13 protein-coding genes and 1 other annotated feature are annotated in these 14,416 nt (G+C 43.9%); of the genes, 8 read left to right on the top strand and 5 right to left on the bottom strand.

From position 1 onward, the window contains the following. Window positions 1-65 precede the first annotated feature (65 nt). The gene (locus A5877_RS04220) at window positions 66-905 is read right to left on the bottom strand and encodes a MetQ/NlpA family ABC transporter substrate-binding protein (protein WP_086316437.1); all 840 of its coding nucleotides are present in this window, start codon (window positions 903-905) and stop codon (window positions 66-68) included. Between the two features lie 49 nt (window positions 906-954). Further along, window positions 955-1,186 (bottom strand) — a binding site (T-box leader). A gap of 201 nt (window positions 1,187-1,387) precedes the next feature. Here A5877_RS04220 and A5877_RS04215 point away from each other — a divergent pair. Beyond that, the gene (locus tag A5877_RS04215; RefSeq protein ID WP_086316436.1) at window positions 1,388-1,993 is read left to right on the top strand and encodes a short chain dehydrogenase; all 606 of its coding nucleotides are present in this window, start codon (window positions 1,388-1,390) and stop codon (window positions 1,991-1,993) included. 82 nt (window positions 1,994-2,075) lie between these two features. Here the strand turns inward: A5877_RS04215 and A5877_RS04210 are convergent, their stop codons facing one another. Together A5877_RS04210 and A5877_RS17150 are read right to left on the bottom strand one after the other, a co-directional pair. Continuing rightward, window positions 2,076-2,660: an SOS response-associated peptidase gene (locus A5877_RS04210; protein ID WP_005234526.1), complete on the bottom strand. Its 585-nt coding sequence runs from the start codon at window positions 2,658-2,660 to the stop codon at window positions 2,076-2,078. A gap of 219 nt (window positions 2,661-2,879) precedes the next feature. Next, window positions 2,880-3,026: a hypothetical protein gene (locus tag A5877_RS17150; protein WP_005234527.1), complete on the bottom strand. Its 147-nt coding sequence runs from the start codon at window positions 3,024-3,026 to the stop codon at window positions 2,880-2,882. 717 nt (window positions 3,027-3,743) lie between these two features. Here A5877_RS17150 and A5877_RS04200 point away from each other — a divergent pair. Genes A5877_RS04200 through A5877_RS04190 form a run of 3 tightly spaced genes read left to right on the top strand, consistent with a single transcriptional unit; the run spans window position 3,744 to window position 7,921 of the window. After that, entirely contained in the window at window positions 3,744-4,601 is an 858-nt protein-coding gene (locus A5877_RS04200; protein WP_034872360.1) for a PRD domain-containing protein, read from the top strand. Beyond that, on the top strand, window positions 4,591-6,462 hold the full coding sequence (locus A5877_RS04195) for a beta-glucoside-specific PTS transporter subunit IIABC (protein WP_086316435.1): 1,872 nt from the start codon (window positions 4,591-4,593) through the stop codon (window positions 6,460-6,462). The genes A5877_RS04200 and A5877_RS04195 overlap by 11 nt, the downstream gene beginning before the upstream one ends. Before the next feature lie 28 nt (window positions 6,463-6,490). Continuing rightward, window positions 6,491-7,921, top strand: coding sequence for a glycoside hydrolase family 1 protein (locus A5877_RS04190; RefSeq protein ID WP_086316434.1), 1,431 nt, complete (start codon window positions 6,491-6,493; stop codon window positions 7,919-7,921). 117 nt (window positions 7,922-8,038) lie between these two features. Here the strand turns inward: A5877_RS04190 and A5877_RS04185 are convergent, their stop codons facing one another. After that, a complete protein-coding gene (locus tag A5877_RS04185) occupies window positions 8,039-9,643 on the bottom strand; it encodes an amidohydrolase (protein WP_086316433.1) in 1,605 nt (534 codons plus the stop codon). Beyond that, on the bottom strand, window positions 9,644-10,723 hold the full coding sequence (locus A5877_RS04180) for a PotD/PotF family extracellular solute-binding protein (RefSeq protein WP_061054440.1): 1,080 nt from the start codon (window positions 10,721-10,723) through the stop codon (window positions 9,644-9,646). A gap of 267 nt (window positions 10,724-10,990) precedes the next feature. Between A5877_RS04180 and A5877_RS04175 the strand changes: the two genes are divergently transcribed. The 4 genes from A5877_RS04175 (at window position 10,991) to A5877_RS04160 (ending at window position 14,260) form a co-directional block, all read left to right on the top strand. Further along, window positions 10,991-11,959: an NADP-dependent oxidoreductase gene (locus A5877_RS04175; protein WP_061054439.1), complete on the top strand. Its 969-nt coding sequence runs from the start codon at window positions 10,991-10,993 to the stop codon at window positions 11,957-11,959. A 14-nt stretch (window positions 11,960-11,973) separates the two neighbouring features. Then, window positions 11,974-12,336 (top strand): TIGR02328 family protein, encoded by a 363-nt coding sequence (locus tag A5877_RS04170; RefSeq protein WP_016613668.1) that lies wholly within the window; start codon window positions 11,974-11,976, stop codon window positions 12,334-12,336. 153 nt (window positions 12,337-12,489) lie between these two features. Further along, window positions 12,490-13,551 (top strand): LLM class flavin-dependent oxidoreductase, encoded by a 1,062-nt coding sequence (locus A5877_RS04165; RefSeq protein ID WP_008379161.1) that lies wholly within the window; start codon window positions 12,490-12,492, stop codon window positions 13,549-13,551. After that, window positions 13,544-14,260 carry an NADPH-dependent F420 reductase gene (locus tag A5877_RS04160; protein ID WP_086316432.1) on the top strand — a complete coding sequence of 239 codons (717 nt, stop codon included), beginning with the start codon at window positions 13,544-13,546 and terminating at the stop codon, window positions 14,258-14,260. Before A5877_RS04165 ends, A5877_RS04160 begins: the two co-directional genes overlap by 8 nt. Window positions 14,261-14,416: the final 156 nt, after the last annotated feature.

Here is a 14,416-nt window from a genome sequence, read left to right as displayed (position 1 = left end):
TTCTATAGTAGAAGCTTCTTAAAAAATAAGACGACAGTTGCTGCTTATTGCTACTTTTCAAGCGGTCATTGCAATTCCTCAGGAATAAACCAATAACCCGTTTGATTCTCTTCTGCCAGCAGTTCTTTAAAGGCTTCAGAATGATAAGCTGCCACCACTGCCTGTGCCCAATCACTATCTTTATTGGCTTCTTTTACCGTTGCCACCAGTTCATATTCTTGCAAAATGTCTTCACTTAATAGGCTTTCCTCTGCAGCGATTCCAGCGCTATAAACGATGCTGCCGGGAATCACCGCATAGTCTAAATCTGCTAAGCTGCGGGGGATTTGGGCAGAATCCATCTCGACGATGTCCAGGTCATAAGGATTGTTAGTAATGTTTCTCAAAGTCGCGTCAATGGGCGCCACTTCCGGGTCAAGCTCGATCCAGCCGGCTTTTTGCAGCAGCAACAGGGCCCGGGCACTATTTGACGGATCATTGGGGATCCCGATGGTATCGTTTGCTTCAATCGCTGCTAAATTGTCCTTTCTGCCAGGATACAAGCCGGCTGGAACGGTAGGAATCGGTGTGATACCCACTAAATCGGCATCCGTGTTTTCATTGAAGTTTTCTAAATAGGCGGTGTGCTGATCGACGTTTAAGTCGATCTCGCCATCGTTCAATGCAATGTCCGCTTCCAAGACCCCAGTAAAGCCAATATCCGTCACAGTATAGCCAGCTTCTTCTAAAATCGGTTTGATTCCTTTGAGAAACAGTTCGCTGTAAGGCCCTGGTGTCGTCCCCAATCTGATTTCTGTCTGCTGTTCCTCGGCATTTCCCGTTACTTCTTCTTGATTGCCACAACCGGCAAATAAAACTAAGGACAATAAACCAAAGCCCACACCCAATCGAATCTTTCGTTTCATAACTTTTCCTCCTTTTTTATAAAAAAAGCCTTCCCAAAGAATAGTCTTTGGGAAGGACGATCATTTCGCGGTACCACCTTCGTTTGTTTTTTGCTGAAACAAAAAACCTCAGTCAGTTCATCAAATAAACTGCATTGCGCTATCGGGCTTTCTCCGTCGGGGATTGTTCGTCCACGAATGCTCAAAGGTCATTTTCGGATCGTCTTCCTTACTCGTTTCCACCAGTTCCGAGTTCTCTTGAAAGAAAGGGGGGATCGTACTCTTCTTCTCACTGCATGTGTATGAAATTAGTAGTATCTTAGAACAAGATGAGAAAGTTGTCAATTGCTTTCGTGATAGGTGATTCCAATCACTACGCAGGTAGTAGGGGAACAAATGGACAAGGGCAAGAATAGACCTAAAAAGCAGGAAAAGCAGATGAATGGTCGAAATCGCTTGGTTGGGTTAGAATCGAAACACAAAACAAAAAAAGAGGCGAGCAAATGAAATTACTTTTGATTGGTCATACCGGCACACTTGGGCAGCTTTTAGTTGAAGGCTTTCAGCAGCTACCAGAGGTGGAGCTGATCACGGCTAGCCGTAGCAGCGGCGATCATCAAGTCGAAATTGCGGATGCAGCCAGTGTCAGCCAGCTATTTGCAGCCACTGGGAAAGTGGATGCCATTGTTTCCGCTGCGGGAAGCACAGTGTTTAAACCCTTTGAGGAATTGACGCCAGCAGATATTCAACAGTCGGTGGCTTCGAAGCTGCAAGGACAAGTCAACCTTGCGTTGATTGGCCAGCATTTTCTCAATGAAGGTGGCAGTATCACGCTGACTTCTGGAATTATCAAAGACGAATTTATCCCAATGGGCACGCCTTCAGCACTGGTCAACGGCGGTTTAGAAGCCTTCGTGGCATCGGCAGCTTTTGAGATCGGTCAGGGGATACGAATCAATGCAGTCAGTCCCAATGCGCTTGTGGGCTCTTGGGAAACCTTCGCCGATTCTTTCAAAGGCTTTATTCCCGTTGGTGACGCACCCGTTTTTGCAGCGTATCAAAAAGCAGTCTTTGGAATCATGACTGGCAAGACCTTCACCGTTTATTAAGAAAAAGCAGAAGTAGAAAAAAACCGCCAAATCAAAGCTGACTTGGCGGTTTTTGTTCTGCTGAAAAAGAAGTAGCAAGCAGTTAAGAAGAGAGCAATTGGGTTTTCAGCTTGGGCATTTCTGCTTTGAGTTGTTGGCGAGCAAAAGCCAAGTCATTGATCCAAGAAGCAATCGCTTCTTTTTCTAAGAACAGAGGCATTCGATCATGGACTGGTTCAACAGAATCGTTCGCGGCAGTCGTTAGAATGATTGATTCGGTTTCGATCTGATCCTCTTTTTGAAGGATGCGATAAAAACCAGCAGCATAAATCACGTGATCTTGCGAAAAGAGGAACTTTTCCTTTTCATGATTCCATTCATAGAAACCAGACATCGGAAAGACACAGCGATGCTCTTGGAAAGGCTGGCGAAAAGTCGGTTTCTCTTCAACGGTCTCAGAACGCGCATTGATCATCAAATGCCCTTTTTTAAAGCCGGTAAAGCCCCATCTTGTCACACCAGCTACAACTTGTTGTTGTTGATTTGCACCGATGGTTACGACGTGATTGGAGGGGAAAACATCATTGATAGCGACAGTCTGTTGGCGCTTGCGGGCTTTCGCCGCGGCTTCTTGATAATATTCTGACAATTCGCCAGTTGATGGATCAAATAAGTATCGGCCGCACATGGACAGGTCACTCCTTTTTTTGGATTGGCTGGTGCCTTTGTTTCAGTATAAAGACTCAAGGCGTCAAAACCAACTAACTTGCTTCACAGCGTGATTCGACAACGAAAGGATAGGGGCGGTTATGTAAAAAGTTAGTACCGCGAAAAGAGTTAAAAGAAATCAGATAACAAAAAAAGGCAGTCACCTACTGAGGTTGACAGCCTTTTTTATTCTAGTTGGTTAGCCAATTTTTTTAACTCTCCCGCCGATTTTATTTGCGAAACGTTCAGCATCTTCTCTGCAAGTATAGGTCAATGCAATTGTTTTGTCCCGTGTTCTTTTTCCTTCGGCGGTTAGATAACCATGAAAGATTTTAATCGCATACAATCGATAAACACCTCCTTATCCTTCGTAATAATAACAAATTTACCGCTTACATTCAAGAGATATAGTAAAACTTTATTTTTTGTTAGTTATTTTATTAAGAAATTGTTCAAACGCTTAAGAAAAGATTGAGGGATAAAGGGAGGTGTGGAATAGACCAATGCGCATTTGAAAGGAAAGACGAAGGAACCTAGATGTATAAAGTTACTGCTACTTGCTTTCCAGCATAGAAGGACAAAAAATGAGAGCGATTTTGTTTTGAAATTTAAACAAATAGACCAATCGAGGAATAGCTAAGATAGGTGTCAAAAGTAGAGAAGAGAATCTATTTTCGTTTTTGCGTGTTATTGAGACATTTTCCCCTCAAAAAATGGTTTGTAGAAAGAAACGATGATTCAAGCGCTGCATAAGCACGAAGATTGTTGTTTATTGTGCCGGCAAGTTGTTGGTTTGGGGATAAAAAAAGCAAAAGTTGTTCTTAAAACACCAGTCTGACAAAAATAGCTTTTGTGAGAAGCTCAACGGGGGCTTAACGATCGTGCGAAAAAATTTAAGGAAGCGATTGACAAGTTTTTTTTGAAGTGCTATGATACCGATGTAATTAGATAACGGTTACAGAAGTGCTGTGACCAAGAGGCGTGTTACTGTAAGAAGGCAAACCTCATATTCCACCAAGGGTGGAGTATGAGGTTTTTTAGTGTTTTTAAGGTGGAGGAAATCATGAAAATAAAGAAGTTTTTAAATAATAATGTTGTCTTACTAAAGAAAGGCAGCAATGAAATTATCGGATTTTCTACAGGCATCAGCTTCAATAAGAAGGTAGGAGATGATGTAGAAGAACAAGATTTTGAAAAGATTTTTGTATTGGATACTCACGCAATGTTGGAACATTTTAGCTATCAATTAGGAAAGTGCGATCCGAAATACGTAGCGATCGTTGCTAAAATCGTGGCTTATGCCAAACAGAATTATCGCTTAGCAGTCAGCGACTATATTTATTTGACTTTGCTGGATCATATTGATTTCACTGTTCATCGTATCAAGCAGCAAATGACTTTTCATAGTCCTTTGCAATGGGATATTCGGCGATTTTATCCCGATGAATATGCCATTGGGGTGTATGCTGTCCAACTTATGGAGCAAGAACTAACGATCGATGTACCAACAGAAGAAGCGATCTCCATCGCATTGCATTTTGTAAATGTCCAATCACAAAAGAAGGATATGGCGGTTACCAATCAAATCGCGAAATTTATAGAAGACGTACTGACGATCGTAAAGTATGAGTACAAACAAAATTTTGATGAGAATAGTTTCCATTATTCTCGCTTTGTCACGCATCTGCACTATTTTGCACAAAATGTGATCAATCATACACTTCCCAGCTATGAAGCGTCGACGCTCTATGCACAAATTGAGAAGATGTATCCGCAAGCGTTTCACTGTGTGGAAAAAATCAAGGTTTATATCAAAAATACGTATGATATCAACATCTCAGAAAATGAAGAAATTTATCTATCACTCCATATCCAGAAATTGACGGAACAAGGAGAAAGGGAGAAAAACAATGGACTATAAACAACTAGCCAATGAAATTTATGAAAATGTCGGCGGTGGTAAAAATATCCAGCACGTGACCCATTGTGCAACAAGACTGCGTTTCACGCTGGCCGACGACAAAAAAGCTGACAGTGAAGCAATCAAACAGTTAAAAGGAGTGACTGGACTCGTTCAGGGAAATGGTCAATACCAAGTGATTATTGGGCCAGATGTATCGAGTGTATACGCTCAACTACCGACGACAGAAACGACGGCTGATCAAAGCAGTAGCGATCAATCGATCATCTCACGACTCCTTGACTTTATCGCAGGCTGTTTTACACCGATGATTGCAATCATAGCAGCTGGAGGAATGCTGCAAGTGGTCCTTTCACTATTGGAGTTATCAGGAATTTTAGCTGCAACTGACGATACGTATCTCATATTGTATCAAGTATCGCAAGCAGCCTTCTTTTTCATTCCCGTTTATTTAGGAAATTCTGTGGCCAAACGATTGAAAATTGATCCTTTCTTAGGAAGCTACGTCGGAGCGATTTTTGTGATGCCAGGATTGACGGCCCTTCTTAGCCAAGAAGGAGGAATCACATTATTTGGATTGCTCGTACCGAATGTGAGCTACAATGCCTCCGTTTTGCCAGTTTTATTAAGTGTCTGGGTTATGTCTTATGTCTATCGGTTCGCCGATCGGATTTTACCGAACAGTGTCAAATTTATTCTACGTCCATTGATCGCCATCATCGTGATCACACCGCTGGCTCTATTGCTAATCGGACCATTAGGTGTGACGATCGGCAACTATGTGTCACAGTTTTTGAACTACTTAACAAACAATTTTGGTCCGTTAGCCGTCTTGTTTATGGGTGCCTTTGCTCAATTGCTAGTAATGACGGGCATGCACACGACGCTGACCCCTATTTTATTAACTTCTTTGGCAACGTACGGGTATGATGATTTGATCGTCCCTGGTATGCTGCTTGGATTGGCTGCCGAAGCAGCGATTTGTTTAGCGGCTGGAATCAAAGCTAAGGATACGGAATTTAAACAAGTGAGTTTTTCATCGGCAATTACTGCCTTGATGGGTGTGTCTGAACCTGCTTTGTACGGAGTAACCTTACGTCTGAAAAAACCGATTGTCGGAATGATCCTTGGGGGTGCTGCTGGGGGACTTTATTTTGGTTTGATGAAAATCAATACGCCAGTAGTCATTGCTTCATTTGTGGCGCTTCCATCATACAGCAGTGTGTTTCATGCGCTGATCGGCTCGTTGATTACTTTTGCGATTGCCTTTGCTTACACCTGGGTCATGGTCAAAGATGCAGATTTTCCTAATAATAATCAGCCGCAAGCAGTCAAATCTGGAGCGCAAGATGTGACAGCCAAAGCAACTGATGTTTCTTCTGAAACGAAGAAAGAACAATCAGCGATTGAAAAAATTGTATTATCACCTTTAAAAGGAACTGCCGTTCCATTGACAGAAACCAATGATCAGGCGTTTGCTTCATTGGCATTAGGCAAAGGAATTGCTGTTAAGCCACAAGATCAACAGGTGATTGCCCCATTTACGGGACAGGTTTCTGCCGTTTTTCCAGGAAATCATGCGATTGGACTTACCAGTACCGAGGGGATTGAACTTCTGATCCACATCGGTATTGATACGGTGAATATGCAAGGAAGTGCCTTTGAACGACTAGTCAATGAAGGTGATCAAATCACTATGGGAGAAACATTATTGCACTTTGATGCAGAAAAAATCGCTCAGGCAGGGTATGAAGATACCGTTATGATCACTGTTACCAATACGGCAGACTTCTTAGATGTTGTGGCACTTGCCCAAAATCAAGAAATTAAAGCTGGCGATCAGTTATTAGCCATTTTTTAACCATTAGAAAGAAGAAAGGATGACAGCAATGAGTTTCCCAAAACATTTTTTATGGGGCGGCGCTTCGGCGGCAAACCAATATGAAGGCGGCTATAATGAGGGCGGAAAAGGGCTCGCTTGTGCTGACTTGATCAGCGGTGGCAGCCATACGACTTCTCGGAAAATCACAGCAAAAATTGAAGAAGAGTTGTTGTATCCAAGCCACGAAGCAACTGATTTTTATCATCATTATCAAGAAGATATTGCATTGTTTGCAGAAGCTGGATTTAAAGCTTTCCGCATGTCTATCAACTGGACCCGGATTTTTCCCAAGGGCAACGACGCTGAACCGAATGAAGAAGGCCTGGCCTTTTATGATCGCGTGTTTGACGAGTGTCGGAAGTACGGGATTGAACCAATTGTAACCATTGCTCATTTTGATGTTCCCGCATATTTGAGCCAAGAATACAATGGTTGGGCGAGTCGTGAAGTGATCGACTTTTATGCGAGATATGCGGCGGTGTTGTTTGAACGCTATCACGAAAAAGTAAACTATTGGATCACTTTTAATGAAATCAACACGGCCACCTTAAGTATCGGAAACTTTTTATCACTGGGACTGCAAGTTGGTGAATCTGAATTTATCAATCAGCCGGATAATCTACAGCAACGCTACCAAGCCCTGCATCATCAATTTGTTGCCAGTGCAAAGGTTGTCGCTTACGGACATGAGCATTATCCAGACCTGAAAATCGGCTGTATGATTTCTTATATGCCACGCTATCCTTATACTAGCCATCCAAATGATGTATTACTAGCCAAACAAGAAGAAAATATGCACTCGAAATTTTGTGGCGATGTGCAGGTCACAGGGAAATATCCTTATTATGCAAAGAAATATTTTGCTGATCATGGCTTTGCAATCGAGTTTGCACCAGAAGATCAAGCGATCCTAGCTAAGGGAACAGTGGATTACTACACGTTTAGTTACTATCTAACACTTTGTGTCTCTGCAGATGAGAAAGTTACCAAAAATGGGCACAGTATGATTGGCGGTTCAGGCGTAAATAATCCTTATCTAGAGCAGACGGAATGGAATGCGATGATTGATCCAGTAGGATTGAGAATTGCGTTGAATGATATTTATGATCGCTACCAACTGCCATTGATGATCGTGGAAAATGGGATCGGGGTTTCAGAAACTGTTGCTGAAGATGGACAGATTCATGATGATTATCGCATCGATTATTTAGAAAAGCATATTGCTGAAATGGAGAAAGCCATCGATGATGGTGTCGAGTTGATTGGTTACACGATTTGGAGTGCCGTTGATATTGTCAGTGCTTCTACAGGAGAAATGAAAAAAAGGTATGGCATCATTTTTGTGGATAAATATGACGACGGGACAGGGACTTTAGATAGAAAGAAAAAAGACAGTTTCTATTGGTATCAAAAAGTGATTGAACGAAACGGCTTATGATTAAATACTCCAGTACTTGCGGTGTACAAGTGCTGGAGTTTTTTTGCGTATCAATTTCAGCGCGTACAAAACAAAAACCACGCGTAAAACACGCGTGGTCCATATCAGGGGTTCATGTTAGTTGCCCCGATAAACAAATCGTCCATCAAATACGGTGGCTTCAACGGTCGTTTGAAGCAATTCTTCGGCAGTTAAAGGCAAGATGTTTTGTGACAAAATACAAAGATCGGCTAAACAGCCAACTTCTAATTGACCGATATCTTGCCGACTCAAGGCTTTGGCGGCGCCTGCGGTGTGGGCATAGAGGGCATCGGCGATGGTGATTTTTTCCTGTGGCATCAATCCGCCTGCTGGCTGGCCATTTTTTTCTTGCCGAGCAACCGCATAATACAGCGAGTCTAAAGGGGGCACGTCGATCACGACCGGCGTATCAGTCCCAAAAGCCAAGGTGGCACCTTGCTCTAGAAAGGATTGAAAAGGAAACATTTGACTGGCACGCTGAGGTCCTACTTCTTCATCGAGGGTCTCATAACCGACTAATAAATGGCTAGGCTGTACGGAGAGTACCAGTTGTTCTTGGCGAACTAGTGGCAAATCGGCGGCATCCATCACTTCCAAGTGTTCCAAGGTATTGGCTTTTCCTTTAGAAAGCGGGTGAGCAGCAGCACTTTCTTGATAAAAGAGGAGTGCTTGTCGAATCGCTTCATCACCGATGGTATGGATGCGCATCGGCCAGTCTTGCTGGTTAGCTTGTAATATAAAGCGGCGCATCCGTTGAACATCGATCAACGGCATCCCGACATCACCAGCAAAATACGGTGTTTCATATTCCGCTTTTAAAAAAGCGGTGTGAGTACTCGTCACGCCGTCAAAAAATTGTTTGACGCCGCCCATTTGTACTTTTTCGGAGCGATACGTACGGTAAGTTTCTTTTAGTTGTGTGATGTCTTCTCGCATGGCTGGATAAAAGACAGCGCGCAAGGTCGCTTCTGCTTCCGTTTGTCGATAAAGATTGGGGTAGACCAAATCGTCCCAGCTTTCTCCTGTCAAGGCAACATCGCCGATCGTCGTGATGCCGTATTGATTGAGCTGTTTCATATAGGTCAAAAACGCAGCAGGGCTTTGCGCTTGGAATGACTGTAAGACCTTTGCTAAATAATGAATGGCGATCGCTTCTAAAAAGCAGCCGCTTAATTGTCCGCTGTTTTCGTCAAGCAATGCCTCCCCGCTGATCCCCGTTGGCAAGTTCTCAGGTGTGATCCCTAAAGCAGCGATCCCTTGGCTATTCAACCAAATGCTGTGGGCATCACCGGAAATCAGCATGACAGGCGTGTCGGCACAATAGTTGTCGATCGAATCTTTCGTTGGGTAGATTTGCTGACCGAAATCACTGCTGAACCAGCCGATGCCGATTTTCCATCCATGGGTGATGGGCAGCGCGGGCACTTGCTGGGCAACGGCTTCTTCTGTCACTCCCGTAAGATGGGTCAGTGCCCCTTGATGGAGTAATGCGGAAAGATAAAAATGAACATGAGCATCAATAAAGCCCGGGATGATCATTTGTTCTTTGAGATCAATGACCTGGGTGTCTTCAGCAAGTGTTGGCAGCGCTGAAAGAGGACCCACAGCCGTGATTTTCTGGTCTTCTATCAGGAGAAAGCCCGCAAAAGTCGTTTTCGTTTTGGTATCAAAGATGTGTTCAGATTTTAGTAATAGTGACAATTATAATCCCAACTTCCATTCAAGGAAAAGGTCGTTGTAAAGCTCAACCGCTTCTTTTCCTAAGTATTCATAATGTTCCATTTGTTCCATCGCACTTGGCTCAGGGTAGAAAGCTTTGTCAGCAGTCAGTTCAGCCGGCAGCATGGCTTTGGCCGTTTCACTCGGCGTGGCATAGCCTACGTATTCGGCATTTTGTGCGGCATTTTCTGGGCGGAGCATAAAATTGATGAAGGCGTAGGCTCCTTCAAGATTACCAACGGTTTTCGGGATCGCAAAATTGTCTGTCCAAATCGCACCGCCGTCATTGGGAACGATATAGGTGACGGCAGGATTTTCCGCCATCACATAAGCGGCATCGCCCGAATACCCGATTCCTAAAGGGGCATCGTTGTTGATCATCAAGGTTTTGATCTCGTCGGTCAAAACTGCTTTGACATTGGGACGGATACTTTCCAGCTTCTTCAAGGCTTTGGCGACTTTGGTCGGGTCTTTTTCATTTTGGGAAAGACCGAGCGTCTGTAACGCGATTCCTAAGGTTTCGCGAGCACCATCCACCATCAATACATCATTTTTAAATGCAGGGTTCCATAAATCCCCCCAGCCATGGATCGAAGAAACATCGACTTCTTCAGTATTTGCCATGATCCCGATCGTGCCCCAAAAATAGGGGATCGAATAGGTATTGTTTGGATCAAAGGCTTGATCCATCAAAAAAGGCGACAGATCTTCCGTTCCCGTCAATTTCTGATGATCTAAAGGCACTAACAGTCCTTCTTCGATCATTTTCGGAATGATCGATTCGCTAGGGAAAACCAAATCATAGCGTGAGCCGCCTTGTTTGATTTTTGTTTCCATCGCTTCGTTGGAGTCAAATGTATTATAAATCACTGAGTAACCAGTCTCAGTTTCGAATGTTTTGATCAATTCGGGGTCAATATATTCGCCCCAATTGTAAATAATCACTGTATTTTTGTCGGACGACGTTGCTGCCCCCGATTCTTTCGTTAACACCGAAGCACCGAAAAACAGCAATGCGGTGATGCCGATCACACCGCCAAAAAATACCCACAACCTTTTCAATTCATCAATTCCTTCTTTCTTTACAATTTCGTATTTCTTGAGTAGCGTAATTGATTTTTAAAGAAAAGGCAATAAAAAAATGAAGAAAAAATAAACCCGTTTCTTTCAAGGCTTAGCAGGAGGAATGGCCAGGTGGCTGCGGCAGTTTCCAAACATATCATTTGTCAAATTTCTTCCTTTTGCCTAAGCTAGGGAAGTGAGAAATCAAGGGATGGAAAAACAGGAACCTCTCTTTGATGAAGAATGAATGTAAGGAGTGAAGCATCAATGGAAACACGTGCTGTCGTTATTGAAGCCTATGGTGGAAAAGACCAATTAAAAGAAGCAACGGTCCAATTACCAGAATTAAAAGCAACTCAATTATTAGTCAAAGTTGCCGCAACATCCATCAACCCAATCGATTGGAAATTAAGAGAAGGCTATTTGAAACAAATGTTTCCATGGGACTTCCCAATTATTTTAGGATGGGATGTCGCAGGGGATATCGTAGAAATAGGCGCTGACGTGACAGAATTCAAAGTTGGTGATGCAATCTATGCCCGCCCTGAAACGACTCGTTTTGGGACGTATGCTGATTATGCCATCGTGGATGCTGAGTTAGCAGCGATTAAACCAGAAAACCAAAACTACGCAGAAGCAGCTGCAGTGCCATTAGCTGGTTTGACTGCTTACCAAGCGTTGTTTGAACACGGTCGTTTAAAAGAAGGGGAAAAAGTCTTGATCCATGCCGGAGCAGGCGGAGTTGGTACCTATGCGATCCAACTGGCCAAAGCAGTTGGCGCTTACGTCATCACGACGGCTAGTCCACGTAACCATGAGTTATTGCAAAAACTTGGTGCCGATGAGATCATCGATTACCACACGACAGATTTTGAAGAAGTCTTGCAAGACATCGATTTGGTCTTTGATACGATGGGGGGCGACACCCAGAAGAAAAGTTTCACTGTCTTAAAACCTAAGGGCCGTCTGATCTCGATTTTGAGTATTGAAGACGAAGACTTGGCAAAAGAAAAAGACATCTTCGCCAAAGCAGTTTGGTTACGAACCAACGGCAAACAATTGGCAGAATTGACAGAGCTGATCGAAGCAGAAAAAGTCAACAGTGTCATCGGTGCAACCTTCCCATTGACGGCACAAGGAATTTACGATGCCCACACATTGAGTGAGACACATCATGCGGTCGGCAAGATCGTTATTGAAAATCAAGACAATTTCATCAGCCAAGACGCAGAATAAAGGAGGCTGAACCGATGCGCTTATGGCATGAAGCACTGATACCTGCTTTGCCTCGGCAGCAGCTGTTAGGCCAGCATCGTGAAGCAGCAGCCTTACGAGGGTTAGGCTGGGGCAAGAAGCATGCAACCGTCGATTACGTTTTTACTCATCCACCCTATAAATTGTTTCAATACCATCAGTTAGTGCTGGATGAAATGACTCGTCGAGGCTATCGGCCAGCACCTGAATGGTACGATCCGGCGTATCGTGGCAAAAATCTGCCGCTGGAATCATCCGTTCAAGCCGTCCCTTTGACTACGCCGATCTATCCAGAACATGATGAAGCATACTTGGAAGAATGCTTAGTGAATCTCCATCGTAAGGGGATCTATCTTTAAAGACCAAACACTTTCCTGAATTTTTGTTCGGGAAAGTGTTTTTTTCGCTTTAAAATCGTTAACTTACAAAAAGTAAGCATATTGTTCGCAACTTTTTTTGTTCCTTGTTATAGTGAGAACAGAGAATCAGTAATGAGAAATGAGGAAAAGAAAATGACCATCAATCACAGAAATCTTGAATTTGGGTTAGATACTTTTGGCGATCTAGCCTTTGATGATACAACGAAAGAACGAATCAGTTACAGCGAATCGTTGCGCAATATCGTAGCAGAAGGAAAATTAGCCGATGAAGTCGGCATCGATGTCATTGCCTTAGGGGAGCACCATCGGGAAGAATATTCGATCTCAAGTCCTGATACGGTACTAGCGGCTTTAGCAATGGTTACCAAAACCATCAAATTAGGTACCGGTGTAACTGTCTTGAGTTCGGATGATCCTGTGCGGGTCTACGAACGGTTCGCGACCGTTGATGCGTTGTCGAACGGTCGCGCACAAATCATGCTGGGACGAGGATCTTTTACTGAATCATTTCCTCTATTCGGCTATGACTTGCAAGATTATGAAGAACTATTTGAAGAAAAAACAGCAATGTTCAGTGAATTGAGAAAAGGCAAACCATTAACTTGGGAAGGCAAGTTTACGCAATCCTTAAAACATGCCGACGTTTTTCCAAAAATTGAGGGGCATCAATTAGATACCTATGTGGGTGTCGGTGGAACCCCTGAATCGATCATTCGTGCCGTCCGTTATGGGTTTCCTGTTATGTTAGCGATCATCGGTGGCGAACCCGCTCGTTTTGCGCCCTATGTTGATCTGTATAAAAAGGCAGCACAGCAACTGGGGCAACCGATTTTGCCAATCGGCATGCACTCCCATGGTGTGATCGCCGACACCGATGAAGAAGCCTATGAAATCGGCTGGAACTACATCAAAAAGAGCATGGACAAAATCGGTCTTGATCGCGGCTGGCCAGCCATGAGCAAAGAGCGCTTTGACTTTGAAGTCGAACATGGGTCTTATTATGTAGGCAGTCCAGAAACCGTGGCGCAAAAAATCGCTCGTATGATGCCGCAAGTCGGAGTAGAACGCTTTGATCTGGTATACGGTACTGGCGGACAACTGCAAAAAGACCGTTTCAAAACGATTGAATTATATGGAACCAAAGTGATTCCACGGGTGAAAGAATTGTTGGCAGCAGGTGATGGCAATGCCTAAAACCATCGGTATTTTAGGCGCAGGCAAGTTAGGCTTAGCGCTCGCAAATCTTGGTGCCCAGGCGGGCTATCGGGTCTTGATCGCCAGTACGAAGCCAGCAGAAAAAATCGCCTTGTCCGTTTCTGTGTTGGCTCCGGGAGCGATCGCAAAAAATGCCGCTGAAGTGATGACAGAAGCCCAAACGATCATTTTGGCAATCCCATTGAGTAAGTACCAACAGCTGCCGGCAGAAGCATTGGCTGGCAAGCTAGTGATCGATGCCATGAATTATTGGTGGGAAGTCGATGGCAAAGAAACAGAATACTCATCCATCGAGCAGACTTCTTCGGAACGTGTGCAACGCTATTTTTCCCAAAGTAAAGTAGTCAAAGGATTCAATCATATGGGGTACCACGACATCCAAGAGGAATCCGTGCTGACGAGAACGGCTGCTCAAGGAACTGCCAAAAAAGCCATCGCCATTGCTGGTGATGACCAAACCGCCCTCGATCAGACAGCCGAAATCGTTGCCGCTTTCGGCTTTGATCCCTTTCCTATCGGTGCTTTAGCTAATGGCATCATGTTAGAACCCAGCAGTCCTTTCTTTGGTGTCAATCAAACCAAAGAGGGATTGACGGCATTGATGAAGGAGTTTTGGAGCAGTGAGAAAGGGCAAGCGTTTCTGGCGCGTCCTTCCGCTGTGAGTAACAAGCAGCAGGCTTCGCAGTAAAAGAGCCGCCTCCATGTACGACTGGATACGATAAAAACAACCCTCTTCTCAAAAAAGAAGAGGGTTTTTCCCATCCAGTCAAATCAGCACGTGGTCGCTAAAAAATACAATGTGATTGTTACGATTGTGATTCGTAAGCAGTGGTTGTTACGTTTA

Origin of the sequence: Enterococcus sp. 3C7_DIV0644, from assembly GCF_002141235.1 — a bacterium.
Lineage (GTDB): Bacteria > Bacillota > Bacilli > Lactobacillales > Enterococcaceae > Enterococcus_D > Enterococcus_D entomosocium.
This window is presented reverse-complemented; position numbering and strand designations above follow the sequence as displayed.